At 45.8% G+C, this 22,107-nt stretch carries 6 protein-coding genes; all 6 read right to left on the reverse strand.

Annotated elements, in window-relative coordinates:
• Positions 1-10: 10 nt before the first annotated feature.
• Positions 11-775 carry a thioesterase II family protein gene (locus VY86_RS04705; RefSeq protein ID WP_046974100.1) on the reverse strand — a complete coding sequence of 255 codons (765 nt, stop codon included), beginning with the start codon at positions 773-775 and terminating at the stop codon, positions 11-13.
• On the reverse strand, positions 768-1,895 hold the full coding sequence (locus VY86_RS04710; protein ID WP_046974101.1) for a Gfo/Idh/MocA family oxidoreductase: 1,128 nt from the start codon (positions 1,893-1,895) through the stop codon (positions 768-770). Before VY86_RS04710 ends, VY86_RS04705 begins: the two co-directional genes overlap by 8 nt.
• Positions 1,892-2,965, reverse strand: a complete 1,074-nt coding sequence (locus VY86_RS04715) for an NAD-dependent epimerase/dehydratase family protein (protein WP_046974102.1) — start codon at positions 2,963-2,965, stop codon at positions 1,892-1,894. The genes VY86_RS04710 and VY86_RS04715 overlap by 4 nt, the downstream gene beginning before the upstream one ends.
• Entirely contained in the window at positions 2,966-8,425 is a 5,460-nt protein-coding gene (locus VY86_RS04720) for a non-ribosomal peptide synthetase (RefSeq protein ID WP_052760779.1), read from the reverse strand. It lies immediately after the preceding gene.
• On the reverse strand, positions 8,422-19,710 hold the full coding sequence (locus VY86_RS23055; protein WP_071880983.1) for a non-ribosomal peptide synthetase: 11,289 nt from the start codon (positions 19,708-19,710) through the stop codon (positions 8,422-8,424). The genes VY86_RS04720 and VY86_RS23055 overlap by 4 nt, the downstream gene beginning before the upstream one ends.
• A 174-nt stretch (positions 19,711-19,884) precedes the next feature.
• Positions 19,885-21,966: a TonB-dependent receptor gene (locus tag VY86_RS04730; RefSeq protein WP_046974103.1), complete on the reverse strand. Its 2,082-nt coding sequence runs from the start codon at positions 21,964-21,966 to the stop codon at positions 19,885-19,887.
• Positions 21,967-22,107 lie beyond the last annotated feature (141 nt).

A 22,107-nucleotide genomic window follows, 5' to 3' on the forward strand; every position in this document is an offset into this window, starting at 1 on the left:
TTTCCTAAATTTATTGATTGCGCGAATGATGCCATAACGCATCAATATGACTATTGATATAGTCAAATAAAGCTGAAGATTGATCATTGAGGTAAAAATGCCCGCCATCAAACACCTTCAGTTCAAATTTCCCTTTAGTTATCCACTGCCACTGCGCCATCTCTTCCGGAGAAACTTCCGTATCGCGTTCGCCGGCACAAGCAAATACCGGGCAATCAAGTTGTTGCTGGCAACGGCGTTGATACGTTTCGATAGCCTGAAAATCCGCACGGAAAATGGGCATTAACAACGCCTTCAATTCAGGCATTGTCTGATAATCAATCGCAGAACCGCCCAGAGAAGTAATTTTATTCAGCAATTGCTGCTCATCCCGACGGTGATAATCATTACCACTATTTTTGTGTGGCGGCAGACGGGCAGAAACAAATAATGCACAGATTTTTCTACCCTGTTGTTGCATACGCAATGCCACCTCAAATGCCAGCGCAGCGCCCATGCTATGCCCGAAAAAATAAGTCGGACGTAAAGGTAAAATATTCAAGGCCCCGACCAAGCTGTCTGCCAACTGATGAATACAAGTTTGCAACGGCTCGCTAATCCGCGAGCCATGTCCTGGTAATTGAACGGCATAAACCGCAGTATCTTTTGAAATTCCGTCACGCCAGGGGATAAAATATTCTGCTCTGCCCCCGGCATAATGAAAACAGATCAGTTGGCTACCGGTTCCCGGCTTTATCAGTCGCATTGCCCTGTCAAACGATACGTTATCAAACATAGTGAACATCCTCCTGTTGTTTCAGAAATTCACTGATCTCCGGTTGAGGTGGAACAGGATCAGGCACATGCAAACTTTCGGGATTACCAACCTTACTCATTAAGGTTTTCCAAACAGAAGCCATTGTCAGTAAATATTGCGCCATGCGGGGATCAGGCCGTTCCATCTGTATGGCAAATTGCCGCAAAGCATGACGAATAGCCTCAGGCCAGTGCTGATTAGTGATCTGTTCCAGACTTGGGCAACAGTCATACAACGAAACGGCCGTTGGCGGTTTAAAGTAATGAGCCGCCTGTTGTGGTAATAGAGGCTCCCTTACCCCACTGGTTGTACGTTGGCGTGGTATATGGAAACGTGAATTCCACAACACCGGACCATGTGTATTCACCAACAACAAATTACCACTGGGCAGACCGACACATATACGTTGCATAATGTGGAAATGGTTATCCGGATCGCCGGGATCAAGCTGATTCTGCAAATTCAGGGTTAAAGGAATTCCCATAATAACCCCTTGAATCGTGGTATAAGGCGGATAACTGGTGGCCTGCATCAGTAATTGTTTATCCCAGTGATGCGCATCGCCAAAAGCAAAAGGCGTGAATTTTCCTAATGCGCGTCCCAGAATATCCAGTAAACCGCAAATCACTTGAACGCCACAGGTGGCTTCAATAAATAAAGGTTGCTGATGTTGCATAGCCTGTTGCAAATAATCAGTAAATTGCCGTACTGCCGGAACATTCGGATAGTGCGTATTGACTGAGTAACAGCAATTATTCTGGCGAGCCAGTTTCAAACATTCCGCCACATCACGCTGATAAACCGGATGTTCCTGTAAAACATGAATGCCTCTGCTCAACAATTGTTTTGTCAGTTCACTGCCCGCGCCACCGACAATGGCAGAACGTACCACGACACAAGCAATGTCAATATCATCCGGCAACTGGGAAACTTGTTCATACAAAGGTACCTGATATTCAGCCGCCAGCCGCTGCGAGCGCTCACTGCCACGGGCAATAATGCCCGCCAATTCAAAACCGGGAAAATGTGTTTTAAATGCTGACAAATAAACCTGACCGAACAGCGTACCACAGACGACAACACGTAATGGACGACTCATAGTTCCCCCTCAACATAATCTGCACTTTGACGCTGTTTCATCTCTATCTGCCAGTATTCAAAGGCCCCCATGTGCTCAAGCCCTGACAATAACTGCTCTGCATCAGCTAAATCAGATAGCCATTTCAACCCTGATTGTGGTGTTTTGAGCATCATATCCGCCGCCAATGCAGCAACGACTCCGGTAAAACGGTAACTATCAGTAAAACGCCCTCTGGCAATGAGAGTAACGGGTTGCCCCACCAGTACGCCTTCTGCTTCCAGCAAGATATGTTGCTGTTGACCATAATGATGCGTTAGTTCTTCACTCTGGCTGATCAGCTGTTTAATTCCCTGCTCACCATTAAATTGATCTGTCAGCAATAGCTGACGATCTGCCAGTAAATTAAATGCAGCGAAATCAACCAGATTGAGTTGACGGGCAACTCTTTCCAACTCAAAACTGAGATATGGCAGGGCATCAAATGCCCTGTTAGCGGTTTCAGGCTGAACATTTTTTTCTATTGCTGCCCGTTGTAGCGTTCCTCCAGATAAGATATGACCTGCTTTACCATTCTGTTCATTCAGGCTATCAATAAAATCAATGGCGGAAGTCACCGTAAAAGGTTCTATTCCGCCAATATATGACCGCACTTTACCCATTGTTTTCAGCCGGTTCGCGGCTAAAAAAGGTAAAATCGAGGCAAATCCCGGAACATATCCCGCGCCCAAGACACAAGCTGATTTCTGTAATAAAGGCGCTAATTTCTCATCTGAGGCTAATTGCCGCCAGACAACCGGTTCTCCCGCAACATCCAGATAGTGCGTTGCCGAAGCCAATGCTGCTCTGGCAATTCTGTCCTGAATTTGCGAAGCAGGACCTGCGGCATTAATGATCAAAGAAAATGGCTGACAAAGTTCAGTCAGTGCTTTTTCATCAAATAAATCTATCTGATGATAATCAGTTAATTCAGCACAGGGACGACGCCCGGCACCCGACACCTGATAACCCAATTGGTTTAATGCGGCAACGACAGAACGGCCTACTGCGCCCGTAGCGCCTATTACCAGAATTTTCCTATCCCAATTCATTTAGCTTACCTGCGCTTTGCTCTGCTCAAGATGGTTTACCAATGGCATCACATTATCTGATTTAATACAGTCAAAATGGTCACCATTCAGTGAAAGATAATTCACGTTCCCAAGACAATATTGCTGCCAGAATTCTTTCATGTCCTGCTGGAGCGCAGGCAGCAAATAAGTATCACTATTTTGGCAGGCAAACGTCAGATCACCGGCAAAATAGTCTGGCTGATAACGGCAAACACCCCGAATGCTGTGACGGAAAACAGAACACATCCGGATCAACTCTTTCTCAGCAATCTCATTTTTACGAATAGCGCTGACTAATTGCTGTAAACGCTGATCTTCCGGGATATCTACCACCGCCATATAAGCATCGGCAAAGGCATCCATTCCGCGAGCACGGGCATATTCAGCGACGGAATGACGATCAATTACCTCTGGTTTTTCCGCCAGCAAAGCTTCATAGACGGTTTCCAGTTGTTCCTGAGGCAACGGCCACGGACACTCCACTGACAATCCCCAGATAATCGCCATATCTATCATCAATGGATCATCAATCAGGTAAGGGATCTGATAACTGCTGGCAATCGTGACTGAAGCAACAGGTGTCTGATTTTCCATCGCCTGACGCGCCATTTCAAAAGCCAATAACCCCCCCATGCAGTAACCAAATAAATGGCAATTGCCAGGCAAAGATTGAATATCACGCAGATAATGCCGTGCCAGTTGAGAGATTAACTGCTCAGATGGAATTTGCAGGAAAGCTTCTGTATCTACCACACTCAAGGCATAAACCGGCCCGGAAAGTTTTTCAGTCAAAGGCAGGCAAGGCAATACCGTACCACTGCCTTCATGCAGAATAACGACCGGATCACCATGACCTTCCTTCAACAACGTCAGACAAGCATGGTTATCTGATGCTCTCTTATCCTGCACTGACTGTGTACGCAAAAATGCCGCCAATGCACGAACGGTTGGCTGCTGTAGCACCTGACGCAAACTGCCTTCCCACGGAACGTTATTTTCCCCAAGCTCCTGACGAATCCGGCTCACCCACTGCGTTATTAATAATGAGTCACCGCCGCTGGCGAAGAAATCATCATCAAGACCAATATTATTATGCCCAAGCAGTTCCCGGCACAACGTCAGTAAGGTCTGTTCCAGTTCGTCACTGCTGTTGCTTTCTGCTACTGGTTCATTCCTGCTATGCTCCGGTAAATCCGGCATACCTTTACGATCAACTTTGCCATTAGCTGTCACCGGCAGGCGATCAAGTACGGTAAGGCGAGCAGGTACCATATAAGCAGGCAGTTGTTGTTTTAATGACGCCAACAATTCTGTGCTGCTGCATGGTCTACGGTTGAGATTAAATTGCGCCAAAATAAAACTCTGCCCCAGCTGATAAAGCGCATCTTCTGCGGGCGGATAAGCCCATAACGTCTCCGCCCCCACATCGTTCATGGCATTAAGCCAGTTTTTCTGCGGCATAAACGGCGAATCCAGCTCCAGCCGTTCATCGGCAAAATCACTCAGACCATGCTTAAATTCCATAGAAGTCATTAACTGGTAATTATCCCGGGTCGCTTCAATAACCAACAGCCATCCATCCGGTGCCAGTAACTGGCGCAGATGCTCTAATCCCTGACGGGCAATAACCGCATTGTGCAGAACATTAGAAGAGACAATCATGTCAAACTGACCACAATCCAACCCTTGTTCTACCGGTGTACGATTAAAATCAAACAACCGGTAACGAACAAAATCAAACTGCTGATAACGTAATCTGGCCTCATTCAGGAAGAATGGCGAAACATCGGTAAAGGTATATTCGACTTTCCAGTCTGCCAGTTTCGGGATCAACACGTTACTGGTGCCGCCCACACCAGCCCCAATTTCCAATACCCGCAGGCAACGCCCTTCTTCATAGTTAATCTGAGCCGCTTTTTGTTCAGCCGCAGCCAGCAACAAGCGATTCATCATTTTACTGATCAGATTGTTTTGGTAAGTTTTGGTCGCCACATCCAGCTTGCCATCAGGGAACAACAAATTCAGCGGATCTTCTTTGCCCTGCAACAATTCTGGCAGACACTGGCTACTGCGTTCCAGATAGGTAAGCAAGCCCTGGTCATCATCCAATGCTGACATCAAGTCATAACATTGTTGCCAACACTGCTTGATTTCATACTCTGAAACATCAGCATTGAGCTGGTAATACTCACCTTGTTGCTGAATTAGCTGATGCTGAACCAACGCTCTCAGCCACCGGCGTGTTAATTGCCGGTTTTCTGCCGCAATACTGCCGTTTTCCATCACAGAGTCGAGGGTAGCGGGCTTTCCTGCCTGTAAAGCACCGACATCTACCAACGCACCCGCCATATGCAACAGAGCCACACGATCAAGGAACCAAACCAGCTTTTCTACCTTTTGCTTATCTATCGTTGCTTCAATATCGCTGGCAACTGAGCGTACTTTTTGTAATGCAATCTCATAGCGCTGATACAGCTTTTCTGCCCGTTCCAAAGAATTTTCTGTCGCCGCTTCCACAAAAGCGTGTAATTCCTGATTATGTTTATCCCCTTTTACGACAACCGCAGCCTGAGCCACACTATTATGTCGTTCCAACACGGCTTCTATCTCACCCGTTTCCACCCGATAACCACGAATTTTTACCTGATTATCACAGCGTCCAAGAAACTCAATAACGCCATTGATGGTATAACGCCCTCGGTCTCCTGTGCGATACCAGCGTTGTCCCTGGCTGTCAGTGATAAAGTGATGGCGGGTTTTTTCTTCATCCTGCCAATAGCCCTGAGCAACACCACGGCCACCAATCCAAAGTTCTCCCGCAACCCAATCAGGACAAGGTTCCCCACGGAGATCCAAAATACGGAACTGCTGATTAGCCAATGGCGTGCCATAAGGAATGCTGTTGTGATAGGTTTTTGCGGGTTCTATCGGCCAGATATTTGACCAAATAGCCGCTTCAGTCGCCCCACCCAGGCTGAACTGATAAGCATCTGGCGCATGCTGATAAATAGCGGTTGGCAAATTAAGCGGGATCCAGTCACCAGACATCATCACACAACGCAAGCTACCAATGGATTCCTTCCCACCTTCAGACAGATAGCGGGTCAGCATCGTCATTTGCGCCGGGACAGAGTTCCACAACGTAACCTGATGCTTATCAATTAGCCGTGCCCATTGTGCAGGGTTTTGTAAATCCTGTTCCTGCGGCAATATCAGCGCGCCACCTGCGCTAAGTACACCAAAAATATCGTAGACAGAAAGGTCAAAACTCAGCCTCGCCAGTGCCAACATGCGGTCAGTCGATGTGACATTCATACGGCGATTGATATCGCTGATGGTATTCAGCGCCGCATCATGGCTTATCATCACGCCTTTCGGCTGCCCGGTACTCCCAGAGGTATAAATAATATAAGCCAGATTATGCGGATCATTTTGCTTCACTGACACAGCAGAAAGGGTTGCCAGTTCTGACACATTCCCGATGCTGGCAGCATTAAATCCCTGTTCCCGTAACTGTTGAGCTAAAACTTCATTATCGGTCAATACTGCACTAACCTGTGCATCAGTCAGAATTTGCAATATCCGTGGCAACGGCTGTGAAATATCAAGTGGCAGATAAGCACCATCAGCGATTAGAATCGCCAAGGCCGCAATAACCTGCTCCGCACTTTTTTCCATCAATACCGCGCTATGTCCACCTTGAGGCAAAAAGGCAGCCAATTTTGTGGCGCGTGTTACCATCTGTTGATAGGTCATCGGCCCACACGCATCAATCAATGCCAATGTATCAGGCGTTTTACCGGCCTGTTCCAAGATACCCTGATGTAATAGCGCCGATTTAATCACTGCCTCAGTTGCATTAACCTGTTGCCGTGTTTTTTGCTGGTACTCCGGCAGATTAATGACGAGTGCCTGACCCCACACATCAACCTGTTCCAATACCTGATATATCGCGCCAGTAAAGCAACTGAACATATCGCGGATCAGATCTACCGGGAATACTCCCTCCATGATATCCCAGTTGATCAATAACCCTCCGTTACGAGCCATCACTTGGCAATCAATCCATACTTGTGGGGTCTGACTGATACCATAGCCAATCTCAATATCCATCGGTAATTGGCTGATAATGTCCTGCGCCTGCTCTTTACCCTCGCCAACTAATGCACTGGTAAATACTATCGGCATTCTCGCAGCTTCTGCTCCCCTCTGTCGCGCCAGCTCACGCATCACCTCAATACCGCTGAATGCGTTATGTTCCAAATCCTGCCACAGTTGCGTCTGTAGATTTTTCACCCGTTCCAGCAATGAGAGGGGCTGACTGATATCCGCGTGCAATAGGCTAACGCTGGTAAAATCCCCAACCATCCGGTGAATATCTTCATGAAGATCACGGCGGTTCATTACTGTCAGATTGAGGCAAAAAGATTTCGTTTCTGACCAGCGAACAAGTGTTTCACTAAATAGCGCCAAAAGCAGTGCAGAAGGAGAGACGCCCTGCAAACGACAATGTTGTTGCAATTGCTCCCACTGCTTAGTAGTGAGTTGCAAATCGTAACGACTGAAACGAGGAACAACGCCACTTTGTACTGGAAGGTGAGGTAATTGTGGGCTGGCCGGCAACTCAGGCAGACGTTTCAACCAATATTCACGCGCGCTGGCATAACTGCGCTGATGGTGGTGGCGGCGCTCAAACTCCATCACATCACGGAAACTGGCCTGCAATGGAGCAAGTTCTGTCTGAGGCTCTTGATAACCTTTTAACAGTTCTGCCAGCAAAATTTGTACACTGAGAAAATCCGCAATCAGCAAATCAATACTGAAATGAAGGCAGGATTTCCCTGCCGCCTGACTGACTTTCAGATCAAATAGAGGCCAACAATCTGTCTGATAAACCCGGTGAGACATGGTTTGCCGAAGTTCTTCCTGCGAAGAGGAATCGCAATCAATAGTAAAACGATCCACTTCCGGCAAAATCTGTTGCTGCCCCTGAACAGTGAATACTGCCCGCAACATATCGTGGCGTTGGATCAGCTGATTCCATACCTGTTCAAGACGTTTAACGTCCCAATGTTCAGTCAGAATCTCAAAATAGCCGTGACAACCCACACCACCATAATCGAACATTGCATGACGCCCGACAAAATAAGCTGACTGCACATCACTTAAAGCAAAAGGCAAATGCTTCTGCGCCGGGTTTACCACAAAATTCTGTGGTTCCTGCCACTCCTGTATTAACGCAATAATTTGTGGTTTCAAATTCTTCAACTGAGCAATAACGTGATGACTCATCACTCCCTCAGGTGCGCGAAACTTCAACGCATCACCTTCCAGCCAGAATTTAGCCTGTTGTTGTTCAAGTTGCAGTAAAAGCTGAACAGCTTGTTGTGAAGCTGATAGCTGTACTGTTTTTTTCTGTATAGTTTCCTGGCTATTCATAAAGAACCTTCCTCAAAAATCATTTCCGCTTCCTCTGCGGGAGTGGATTGTAGTTGTTGTGCCATACGTGCAATGGTTTGCAGGTTAAAAACCTGCCAGAGTGGTAAATCAATGTTATGACGCCGCCTCAGTTCAGAAGTGAAACGGGTTGCAATAAAGGAGTCGCCGCCAAGGGCAAAGAAATTGTCATGAACGCTGAGTTGCGTCAGATTGAGCAATGGCAACAGCACATCTGCCAGTTGTTTTTCCAATGGGCTTTCCGGCAACGTGTCCATAACCTGACTGACAACATTCCGTGGTTGTTGCTCAATCATTTTACGATCCAGCTTACCGTTGTCTGTCAACGGCCAGCAAGACAGCCAACCAAACTCAACCGGAACCGCATATTCTGGTAATTGTGCCGACAGTTGTTGCCGCAACAGCGACCAATCCGGCTCTTGCGATGCCAAGACGCAAGCTGAGAGGGACGGACGCTTGCCGCGTTGATTAACAAATACCAACGCATCTTCAATACCGTCACAATTTTTCAGAGCCTGTACGATCTCACCCAGCTCAATACGGTAGCCGGAAATTTTAACCTGCTGATCACGCCGTCCCAGGAATTCCAGTACGCCTGTTGGGTGATAGCGCCCCATATCACCGGTACGATACCAACGCTCGCCTTGCCAGGAAATAAACTGATTGGCAGTGCGCTCATCATCACCGAAGTAACCCAGCGCCACACCATGACCACCAATCCACAGTTCACCAGCAACCCAATCAGGACAATCCTCTGTTAGTTCATTGACTACCCGGAAACGCTGATTCGGCAGCGGTAATCCATAAGGAATAGAATTCCATTCAGGATCAAGCTCGTCCACTAACCAGTAATTCGACCAAATGGCCGCTTCGGTCGCCCCTCCCATAGAAACCAATCGCACCTGTGGTACCCAACGCTTCAAACGCTCAGGCAATGCAAGGTTAATCCAGTCACCGGAGAGCATGACCAAACGCAAACTGGTAAGGGCATCGGTCTGTTCACCGTTTTCACTCAGTAACAGCGCCATTTCCAGTAGGGCTGGCACACTGTTCCATAGCGTTATCTGGTGCTGTTTTATCAAAGTCAACCAATGTGCAGCATCCTTAGAATAGGTTTCAGGTACCGTGACCAAAGTCCCGCCCGCTGACAGCACACCAAAAATATCCCACACAGAAAGATCGAAATGCAGTGCAGACAGCGCCAGAACTTTGTCCTGTTTACCAACACAATGCTGCCGATTGATTGCTTCAATAGTATTGACCGCAGCCCCATGACTTATCGCTACGCCTTTTGGTACGCCAGTGCTGCCAGAAGTGAAAATAATGTAAGCCAAATCCTGAGATTGTGAATGCCAGGGTTGAATCGCCGTTGTTGTCAGCGGTGACTGGTTAATATCAACAATTGCGACAGATTCCGTCCATTGCAAGTGGCTATCCGCTACAACACGAATCAACCCCGCCTGCTGGGCAACCTGTTCCCGGCGCAGCACAGGCCACTCGACAGAGATTGGAACATAAGCCGCACCCAACCACTGAACAGCCAGTACTGCGACGACTTGTTGATAACCCCTTGGTAACGCAACACCAACACAATCACCCGCACAAACGCCTTGTTCAACCAAAACCTGAGCCAATCGTTGCACATGTTGTTCTAACTGTTGATAACTGACCTGCTGCTCACCATCAATAATCGCTGTTCGATCCGCAAACTGTGTCATCGCCTGCCCAACACGCTGATGCATTGGTGCAAAACTCAATTCCTGATGCGTATCATTAACCCGTTGACGACATTGCTGCTGTTGTCTCGGCAGCGCTACATTCACCTGAGTACGCCAGTCCGGGGTCACACTTAACTGCGTCAGCAAATCACAATATGCGCTGAACATCGTATCAATCATACCTTGCGGGAACAGACCATCAACCACATCCCAGTTGAAACGTAATTCTCCATCCTGCTCATATACCTGATGATCGATCCAAACCTGAGGAGTCTGAGAAATTCCCCAGATAGCCGGCGGGAACGGTTGTGCACTCTCTTGATAAGGCATGACTGCTGCCCCTAACGCACTGGTAAACACGACGGGCATAGCCAAATCGGTAACTTGCCGTTGTTTATTCAATTCACGGATAACCCATACAGCCGAAACATCAGTATGAGCCAGATCTTGCCAAAGCTGTTGCTGTAACCGCTGTGCTCTGTTAAGCCAGTTTTCATCGGCTAAATGGTGACATTCCAGTAACAGAAGCGAAGTGAAATCCCCCAGAATATGGTTGATATCAGGATGTAATGGCTGACGATCAAACAACGTCACATTGATACTCAATGAAGCCGATTCTGACCATTTCGCCAGCACCTGTGCATAACAAGTCAGCAACAAACAAGAAGGCGTCACTTGATAATGCCGGGCTTTTTCTGTCAGAGTTTGCCACTGCTGCCGTGGCAAAACAGATTGCCAACGTTTAAACCGGGGAGTCCCCAATGACTGCGGATCACAAATCAGTGGCAGCTTTGGCGCTTCAGGTAATTCTGCCAGCCGCTCTTGCCAGTAATTTGCCGATTTACGGCTCTTCTCTTCATCAGAAATCACCGTGGTGAGATAATCACGGAAACCAATCCCAACGGATGGCAATACCCCTTCCGGTTGCTGATAAAGCTGCTCAAGTTCGGTGAAGAAAATACGCATACTCAAGCCGTCAAGGATCAAGTTATCCAACCCGATATACAGGCGATTACGCCCATTATCTGACTGAATCAGCGTCACATGGAACAGCGGCCATTGTGTCGGATCAAGTACCCGGTGAGATAAACTTTCCCGCAATTTACTGGTTTCTTCTGACCATTGCTGATCAGAACAGTGGATCACGTCTAGTGCAGGTTTTGGCTGCTGTGGCAACACCCGTTGCATTCCTTGCTCGTCAAAGACAATTCTCAATGCATCATGACGGGCAATCAATGCGGATAAAGCCTGTTCTAACCGCATTGCATCAAAAGGCTGACCTTCGTATTCGTTATAATAATGAGTGGCAACACCACCGAGACGGAAACCAGCCTGACGCCCCATCAGATAGGCACGTTGTACATCTGTAGGCGGGAATGGCTGATAACGTTCACTTTCCTGATGTTGCAGCTGCATCACTTTTGTTTTTGGCAGTTCAGCAAAAGTCATCAATCGAGCAAAATCACGCAACACCGGGGAGGAGAACACCTGAGCCAGTGTGACATCTACAGCCCCTGCTGATTCCAACGCCACAACAATACGGGTAGCATGTAAACTATCACCACCAAGCAGGAAGAAATTACTGTCAGCCATTGGCTCTGTGCCCAATACCTGTTGCCAGATCTTAGCCACCAAATATTCGGCTTTTCCTGACAATTCGACGCCTTGTGCAGATTGCGGAATTTCCTGCTCTGCCCCGTCTACAGTTAATTGCTCAAGTGCTTTGCGATCTATTTTTCCATTAGCGCTCAATGGTAATTTATCTAAAACATGCAAATACTGCGGCAACATATAAGCTGGAAGATAATCTGTCAGATGCTGCGTCAGTTCGTGGCGATTAACTATAACGTTGCCACTACAGTTTTTGCACATCAATAGCATGGAGTTTTCACCCATTACCGTCACAGACTGCACGGGTAAATCACCTTGCAACAACTGCTGTTGCCAACGTTTCTTATCCAGTAGCGGATCTTGCTGGCCTTGTCGCAGATCAGTAAAACCGTTTTCATCTTGCAGCAGTAACACCGTTAATTGTGCCAGTGGGCTGAGATATTGGCTTTCAAACACCAATACGCCACTGCCAGAAGATGCCAATACTTGCAGATCAGAGATTCCCTGACGGATATCGGCATAACGATGCAGTGCATTATTACTGATGACCAAATCGGCACTATAATGTGCCGCTTCTTGCACTGTACAAACCTGGCTCTGATGCGGATAACCTGACAGACGATATTTCGCCAGTTCACGCAGTGAACCGGCCTGTTCAACCAAGCAATATTCAATCTCTAAATCTGATAATAGACCGAGTAACTTGCCTGCAAACAGACCACTACGGCCATTCAGCTCTGCAACCCTGACAGGCCGCTGCAATATTGAGGATAACTGATGGATTTGATCCGCAATAAGGGTAATGACCGCTTCAGTTTCCGGTGAACCAACAACCAGAACTTCCGGTGACAATACAGGATCGTCGATAAGCATCAGTGGGTTCTGTTTCCCCTGAATAACCTGAGCAATCCAGTCACAACCCCCATTAAGCGCCTGATAAATTCCGTCCATTCGTGATGCCAGAACCGGCTTGCTATCTGGTTGCCACCCTTGATTCAACTGCCAGCCTTTTTCACTTTCAGATAACCATCCCTGATGCGTCAACCACTTCAACCACTGAATAAATAGTGGTTGATAACGAGGTATCACCCCTGCCTGTTGATATAGTATTTCTGCACTCTGTGGTTGAGTGAGTGTCAATTGCAAAGAATCAATCAATATCTTTTGCAACAGCGACAAAGCGATATGCTGTTCATCATCCTGACGGCTTTCCGCCTGAACAAATGATGGCATTTCAGGCAATATATCATCAGCTAATGTTGAAGAATCACCCGTGATAACCTGACCTTCAACGAATAATCTCAGATGTTTTTGTGGTTCAGATAAACACAATGCAACGGCTTTACTGATTGCAGGGTGACGTAAAGCCACAGTCTCAATTTCACCCAGTTCAATCCTGTAACCATTCAGTTTAATCTGGCTATCTTTGCGGCCAAGAAACTCAAGGCATCCACCCTGCCAGAAGCGCCCATAATCTCCCGTCCGGTAATAACGCTGCCCTTGATGCAGAACAAACTGAGTATCTGTTTTTTCCCGGTCGCCATAATAGCCCAGCGCTACGCCTTCCCCGCCAATCCACAACTCTCCGGCGACCCAATCAGGGCAATCCCGCTGTTGTGAATCCATGACTCGGTAATGCTGATTAGAGAGCGGATAACCGTAAGGAATTGAGCGCCATTCTGACGGGATAACATCGACATCAATCGCGTTAGACCAAATTGCTGCTTCCGTTGCTCCCCCCATTGCCGTTAATTGAGCCTGGCTTCCGACTTCACGCAAACGGGGAAGCAGATCCAGGCCAACCCAGTCACCGGATAACAACACCTGTTGCAATGACTCAGGCAAACCACGGGGATCACTTTCAGCCGCCACCAGCAACATATCAAACAGCGCCGGGACACTGTTCCAGACTGTTACCTGTTCCTGATGCAGCTGTTCCAGCCACTGTTTTGCTTCCCGCTCATGGCCTACCTCAGGCATAACCAAGGAACCTCCTGACGCAAGAGGGCCAAAAATGTCATATACCGACAAATCAAAATTCAGTGCCGACAGGGCATATACCCGTGTTTTTTTCCGCTGACCATAACGGCGATTAATATCATCAATTGTATTAGCGGCAGCCTGATGAGATACCACCACACCTTTAGGTGTACCGGTAGAACCAGAAGTGAAGATGATATAAGCAGAAAGTTCCGGTTCCCCATAAACCACCTGTGATAATGGCAGTCGCGAGTCACCTGTCTGCTCAATATTCAGAACCGCATCAAACCAACCACTAATAGGCTCCTGATATTCGTTGTTTGTAATAATCAACGAAATATCCGCCTGACTGATGATGGTCTGTAAACGGGCTGATTGCTGCGCGACATCCAACGGAACATATACCGCCCCAACACTCAAGCAAGCCAAAACAGCAACAACTTGCTCTGTACCTTTTGGCAACAGTAATGCCAGATTATCTCCGGCTTTTACTTTTTGCTCTTTCAGCCTGTAAGCCAGTTCCAGTACACCCTGTTCAAGTTCGCCATAACTTAGTCGCTGATGAGGCGTGATAACTGCTGGTGAATCTGCCCACAATGCGGCAATCTCATAAAAACGACGATGCAGCAAACGTGGCGTAAAAAGCATACCATCACGATCTTTAGGCTCTGTACGCTGTTCAATAATTTCCGGCGTGACATAATGCGAAACCGGCTTTGAGAGGAGTTGAGGGTCATCTGTAATTGCGCTGATCAGATGAGTCATAAAACTAAACATTTGATCAAGCATGCCTTGAGGGAATAACCCATCGACACAATCCCAGCTGACTAATAACTCGCCTTGATGTTCCATCACCTGGCAGTCAATCCAGACTTGTGGCGTCTGGGATACCAGATAATTCAGCTCTCCCAGCTCATTACCGTTAAGCAAATCACGGCCAAGATTACTGGTGAATACCACCGGCATAAGAACTTGATGCCCGCACATCTGCGACCAGTCCCGCATAACCTGTATCGCGCTGTAATCCACATGATCCAGATCTGACATAAACTGGCGATTAAGAGCCCGGCTGTTCTCTAAGATGCTGTTCCCCGCCTGCGTATGACAAGCCAGCAACAGTAATGTTGTGAAATCCGCAACTAAATCAGGCAGTTGAGGATGCTCTCCGCGACGGTTGAAAATCGTCAGATTCAGTGTGAAATCCGGCGATTCAGCCCAACCACGCAATGTTTCAGCAAAGCAATTCGCCAGCAACATTGAAGGAGTTATACCATTGCTGCGGGCAAGTTCCTTCAATGATAACCAACGCTGTTGTTCCAGACTCCACTGACGATGATGGAAATCAGGCTTATCAATATGTTCCGGTTTAACTGCCAGTGGTAACTGAGGCGCAAAAGGGAACTGCTCAACCAATCTTTTTTGCCAGTATTGACGATTGTCGATTAACTGACTATCAGCGGCCTGTTCACACAGATATTGCGGGAAGCTGTAATTTAATTGAGGAAGAAGCACACCCGGCATCAAAATAAGCTGACTGAGCTCTCTCAACAAAATCTGAAGGCTCATAGCATCCGCCATCACCATATCAATATTAATATGTAAGCGACTGCTATTTACGGTATGGCTTACCATCACGCCAAATCCGCTATCAATTGTCAGATCTGCAACTTTAGTTTCCAGACGTTTCCTGAGCGTGAATCTTTTCTCTTCCAATAAACTCGGTGAAAGTTGTTGCCAGTCATAAGATTCAATGGATACCGGCTGGTAAGCCGTAATTTCCCCTTTACCATCACCGGTAATACGCATCCGCAACATATCATGGCGCTGATGTAATTGATTCACTGCCCATTCAATATCACTGTTCTTCAGTAGCGGACAATCCAGTTCCAGATAGACCTGACAAGCGATTCCGCCCAACGTCTGCTCTTTTTGCCGCCCCGTCCAGTAGGCTTGCTGAACCGAAGTGAGTTCAAAAGGCTCGCCATTCCATTTTATAACCGGCTGTTCTGACTCTTTTGAGACATTTTCAGGTTGAGCAGCAGAAAACCAACACTGTTGCCATGCGGCTAATGTTGGCTGTTCGAATAAGGAAGATAATGACAGAATGACATGCTGTTTTTTGCATTCATCCACCAGATCCAACATCTGCAATGAATCAATGCCCAAATTAAGCAAATTATCATCCATTGCTAATGCGTTAGGCTCAGTTCCCAGCACGTCCGCTACCCAATTGATAACGAAATCAAAGCCAGTATGACCTGAACAAGACTCGGATTGCTCCTGTGTTTCCTGTTCAACTAAACGCAGTTCTTCCGGCCAGTAACTCTCACGATTAAATGGATAGAGAGGAAGTTGTGCTAGTGCAAATCGGCTAACCGGCATGTTTCCAGCATATTTAACCCAGTTATAGGATTGCCCTTGTAACCAATCACAAGGATCACTCCCCTTCTCTAACATTTTTATACGATCAACTTGAATTGGCTCAACATGGCGTAAAGACGCAATCAGCGTGGCTAAATTCTGATAGCTGATTAGCACCCGCCAGCCAAAATGATGATGACGTTTCTTCAACCAACCGTTGAGCAGTTCGCCAGCTTGTTCCTGATGATTTTCTAGCAAATCCGCCAGTTGATTAGCCATCTGTTGCAATGCTGATGCACTACAGGCTGAAAGCGGCAATAAACCATTTTCAACAAATGGCACAGGAATAGTGGGGTCAGATAAGTTTGCTTTACTCAGCACTAAACCCGCCATTGTGCCGGTAAAACTGAATGAGCTGATTGCAACTCGTTCTATTTGATGAGATTCAGTCTGTTTACTGTAGCGATAACGTGGCATTAACGCTGACAATTTAGCGCTGAACGAGGCCAGCGTTGGATGACCAAACAGTTGTTGCTGTTGTATCTGCGCCACAGCCCGAACCACAGAGGCCACACCCGCGGCGGCTTCCAAATGACCAATCTGTGCTTTACAGGCGGCCAACGGCAACGGCTGGTGTCGTTTGCCATAAACACTGTCAATAGCCTGTAATTCAATCGGATCACCTAAGGCTGTACCCGTGCCATGCATCTCCAGCAAATCAATATCATCAGGCGCAATATCAGCCTGTTCCAACAACCGCTTAAGCATTGCTGACTGGGCTTGTGGATTCGGAGCAGTCAAGCTGCTACTTTCACCATCCTGAGCGACACAACTGGATTCAATCACGGCCAACACCGGATCACCATCATCCAGAGCCTGTTGATAAGGTTTTAGTAATAGTAATGCCGCACCTTCACCTCTGACATAGCCATCCGCGTCTTCACTCAGCGTAGCGCATCGGCCCTTAGGCGATAACATGCCGGCGTTTATCAATGTCTGTTCAATCTGCGGTGACAGTAAAATGTTAACGCCACCGGCAACAGCAGCGTGGCATTGCCCTTGCTGTAAGCTGCGAATCGCCGTATCCAATGCCACCAGAGAAGAAGAGCAAGCCGTATCAATAGTGAGTGCAGGACCGGTTGTTCCATAGAACTTCGCTAATCGGCCAGAACTTGCACTTGTATTAATCCCAGTAGCCAAATAACTTTTGGCATATTCAGGATTATTCAGTTTCAGTAATTGCTGACCAAACTCACTGCCGCTCTGACCGATAAAGAAACCCGTGTCCGATTGTTTCAGTTGCTCCGGCAACCATCCTGCCTGTTCGAACAGATGCCAACTTAATTCAAGCAATAGCCTCTGCTGAGGATCAAGTAATACGGCTTCCCGGCCTGAAATGTTGAAGAAACGGGCATCAAATTGATCAATACCTTCCAGAGCGCCAATAGGAAGCGCAAACTGACGAAGCGCTGAATTGCCGGGCCTGACAGCTAACTCGCTTTTAGCCAACCATTGCCCATATTGTTGCCATTTGTTACTTGTTTGCCCCGGTAAGCGACAACTTATCGCAATAATTGCAATCTGTTCATTTCTGGTTGATTCAGATTTTGTGGCAGATACCGTGATTTTTTCATCTGATAATTTATCAATATATTTAGCCAACTGAGTAATAGTTGGGTAAGCAAATAAATCAGCTGGGGTTAGATTACAACACCAGATTTTATTTATTTGCTGGCAATAGCGAACTGCTAACAGGCTGGTTAATCCCAATTCAGCAAAACCACAGGCAGGATCTGGGTTATCTAAATGAAGCAAACTGCAAAGAAGCTGATAAAGCCAACCAGGTAAGGAAGAAGCTTCTTTTTTGTCAATATCACACGGCAAAGCAAAGAGCACTTTTAGTTGGCTATTCTCAAAATCAGCCAACATTTGTTTGCGCCGGATTTTTCCACTGGAAGTTTTCTTTAATGCTCCATGAGGCAATAACACCACATTCGCCAGTGAAAGCTGAAAATCCGATGCGACTCTGGCTGCAATCTGCTGGGCAATGACCTGTAATTTAGTCCCTTCAAGGTGGCGATAAACTTCGGCAAAGACAAACAACTCACCGCTTTCTACCTGCTGGCAAGCACAAGCTCCACCAATTTTTACGTCTTCACATCCCATCTCGATACTGGCTTCAATATCATTTGGCATGTAATTTTCGCCGGCGACAATAATAAGATCTTTATGTCGACCACAGATATAAAGCTCCCCCTGCCAGATAAAGGCTAAATCACCCGTCCGCAAATAATGGCTTTTATCTATAGACTGATTAAGACAAGCCATAAAAGTCTGTTGGCTAAGTTCGGGTTTCTGCCAATAACCAGGCGCTTTGGAATCACCATCAACCCAAATTTCACCCACCCGCCCTTCCGGTAATATTTCACCGGTTTCAGGATCAACAATCCGCAGTTTCCATCCACTGACAACCTGCCCTGAACTCACCAGTTCACGGCCATTTTCCGCAGGAACAGCGTAACCGGAAGCAAGTCTATCCGCATCAAAACACTGGCTAATGAATGGCATCCCGGCGGGTTTGCGGCTGATGACAAGTGTTGCTTCCGCCATACCATAAGCGGGCACAAAGCTCAAAGGGTTAAAACCTGATACGGAAAAGTGGCGGGCAAACCGCGGCATAGTTTCAGCCCGGATAGGTTCTGCGGCATTCAATACCATTTTAAGCGAAGAGAGATCGAATTCTGTCGCCTGCTCTTGAGTGATACTATCAATGCACAGTTGCCAAGCGAAATCTGGTGCGGCTGTGGAATTTGCTGAATAATCAGTAATCAGCTTTAGCCAGCGGGCAGGATCAGCCGTGAAATGGCTGGGAGAAATAAAGTTGCAACAACCGCCAGATAATAGTGGCGTCAATAGTCCGCAAAACATGCCCATATCATGATAAAACGGTATCCAATTGGCCGTAATAATTCGTGGCTGGCAATCACGATGTAATTCAAGCAATATCTCATGTTGGGCCTGCATATTTGCATCAAAATTGCAGACAGCTTTCGGCTTACCGGTAGAACCAGAAGAATATTGAAGAAATACCGGGCCATCATTCGGACACATTAGCTCTTTATATTCATTAGCTGATGGTATTTCTAATATATCATTCTCCGTAAGAATATCATCTAGTACAATAACCTGACGACCTATATGCCATTGCCGCTTCTCAATTTCATCAACCGAGCTTTTTAAAGTAATAATATATTCTGGCTGACAATCTGCAAAGATATAATTAATTGTATCCGCTACTCGTCCAAGACGATGACTGGCAGGTAAGTTAACCGGAACAGCCGTAACACCACGGATGATACAAGCTAAAAACCCCAAAATAAACTGAGCATTACCCGGTATCAGAATAATCGCTTTAGCATTTTCGCGGTAACTTATATGGCGTGCAATATAGCTACTGAGACAGATAATATCTTTATAGTTAAATTCTTGTGTATTATCCTTAAGGCAATATCTTAAAACCGTTTCGTTAGGTTGTTTATTTGCATATAAATAAAGAGTATCTCTTACCCATCCTGATAAATTATTCTTATCATTCATACCTTAATTCCTTATAATTATTACTATCATTTAAAATGGTAGTAATAGCAGGCAGTGAAAAATTTATAAATAATGCATAGCATATAAGAGTAGTTAATGAATTTAACTGCTCTTATAAACCACCACAACAGGGATTGTTGTGGTGGTCTGTATAATCATTCAGTTTACTATTTATCAGAACTTAATATTGACTGTCGCACCATAAGTTAAAGGCTCTCCTGCACGACCATACCAACCGTTCTCTCCGGTCATTGGGTCACGCATTGGGAATGCACGAGTAACATAAGTCTCATTTAACAAATTCTTCGCCCAGAATGTAATATCGTAATCTGGTGTTTCATATCCAGCCCGAAGATTCAACAAGCCATAATTAGATTGCTTCTGAGAATTAGCATTATCAAAATAAACTTTACCAGCAATATTATAATCCGCACGGATAAAATATCCGTTCAGGAAACTATAATCTACACCAACGCCATAGGTGTAGTTTGGTGTATTTGCCGGGCGTTTATCTTTATAATCGGTAACACCTACAACTTTTCCACTTTTGTCATAAATACTGTCTTTAAACTCAGTAAAATGAGCATCATTGAAACCTGCATTAGCAGATAATGTCAGCCCCTTAATCACTCTCCAGGAGATTTCCGATTCAAGCCCTCTACTGATTGATTTCCCTGCATTCTGGGTAACGGATTCTGGATAAAATTGCTTTTCAACCTGCTGATCCGTAAAGTCAATCCAAAATAATGCGGTATTCCAGCGCACGGTCTTATCCAACCATTCTGATTTCAGACCAATCTCATAGTTGGTTGTGTATTCAGCATCAAAACGGCGCTGCTCCTTAGGCGCCAAACTGTTAAACCCTCCACTTTTATAACCACGGGCAATACTGGCATATAACATAGCATTATCCGTAGCATAATAATTGACCCCAGCTTTTGGTAACCAGGCATCAAAAGAGAGGTTATCAGTCAGATTTTCTCTGGTTATTCCTGAGAAATTTTCTGTTTTTCCGAATTTCAGATTCTTTTTCTCATAGTCATAACGCAGCCCAGCAACCAGCTCTACATTATCCGTCAGATAATAACTGGTATTACCAAACAGAGCATAATTATTGGTCTTAACGTTGGTATTCTTAACCTGATAACCAAACTGTAACATCCTGTAATCAATATCTAATTTATCATCCTGATTAAAGTAATACATACCAACCAGCCAGTTAAATGGCCCGGTATTTTTGGAGTTAAGACGTAATTCCTGCGAGAAATAATTTTGTTTGCGGTCAATGAATAATTTTGAATGTGATTTACGAGTAAAATCGAGATCCTGATAATCTTTTTTATCTTCTGAAGTATATGCACTAATTGAAGTCAGATCCATACGATCCCATTGATAGACCGCTTTAATAGATCCTTTATAAATATTAGCGTCTGATTTACCTGCATAATCAGAATCTATCGATTTTGTCCCTCTCTTGATTTTATCGAGCGGTGCAAATGAGGCGTTTCCGTTTCTGCGGTTTTGTGCATCAAATGTAGTAATAATATCCCACGGCCCATCTGATGGCTGCCAGCGGATCTTAAATCTGCCGTTAAAATCATTAACATCATTTATATTCTTTTTATTATCATAATCTCGTTTAAAATAGCCATCGCTATTCAAATAACGTAATGCTGTACGGTAAGACCAATCGCCATATTCATCAATACCACCACCTAAAATAGCAGTAGTCTGCAAACGATTATAATTACCATATGAGAAACCAAGTTTCCGTTCCGTTACCGGATCGGGATCTTTGGTAATGATATTAATAACCCCCGCTTCAGTATTTCGGCCATATAATGTTGCCTGTGGGCCACGTAATACTTCAACGCGTTCAATATCCAGTAATTCGGTATCAAATGAACTGCTATACACACCATCAGTAAAGAAACCGACCGCTTGTTCTCCTTCCATTCCAGGCGTCACACCCCGCAATGAAATAAACCCAGCATCAGATGGGTTACCTGCTTTTATCATATATAAATTGGGAACTTCTGAAACAACTTCATAAAAGTTTTCAATCCCTTTCCGCTCAATATCAAAGTCAGATAATGCCGTCATACTTATTGCTGTTTTTTGCTGATCCGCAGAAACTTTCTCCGCAGTTACAACAACAGTATCCAACGAATCAGTTTTGCTATTTTTATTTGCCAAACTCTGATGAGAATAAAAAACAGATAACACAGCAATAGTGGTTACGCTATGCTTTAACATAGATAGCTAATCTCCAAGAAGAAGCTGGTATAGGCATTCAGTAATACCGGCAAAAACGCTTTTACCATCCATTAGTAAAAAACTTGAGGAATTATATAAACAACTAAAAAAAAATGCAAATGCAAATGATAACCACTTGCA

Source organism: Photorhabdus thracensis, from assembly GCF_001010285.1.
GTDB classification, from domain to species: Bacteria; Pseudomonadota; Gammaproteobacteria; order Enterobacterales; family Enterobacteriaceae; genus Photorhabdus; species Photorhabdus temperata.

Bases quoted from the DNA above. Each gene is read 5' to 3' on its own strand.
- VY86_RS04720 (WP_052760779.1), bottom strand. From the start codon at position 8,425: ATGAATAGCCAGGAAACTATACAGAAAAAAACAGTACAGCTATCAGCT.
- VY86_RS23055 (WP_071880983.1), bottom strand. From the start codon at position 19,710: ATGAATGATAAGAATAATTTATCAGGATGGGTAAGAGATACTCTTTAT.
- VY86_RS04715 (WP_046974102.1), bottom strand. From the start codon at position 2,965: ATGAATTGGGATAGGAAAATTCTGGTAATAGGCGCTACGGGCGCAGTA.
- VY86_RS04730 (WP_046974103.1), bottom strand. From the start codon at position 21,966: ATGTTAAAGCATAGCGTAACCACTATTGCTGTGTTATCTGTTTTTTAT.
- VY86_RS04705 (WP_046974100.1), bottom strand. From the start codon at position 775: ATGTTTGATAACGTATCGTTTGACAGGGCAATGCGACTGATAAAGCCG.
- VY86_RS04710 (WP_046974101.1), bottom strand. From the start codon at position 1,895: ATGAGTCGTCCATTACGTGTTGTCGTCTGTGGTACGCTGTTCGGTCAG.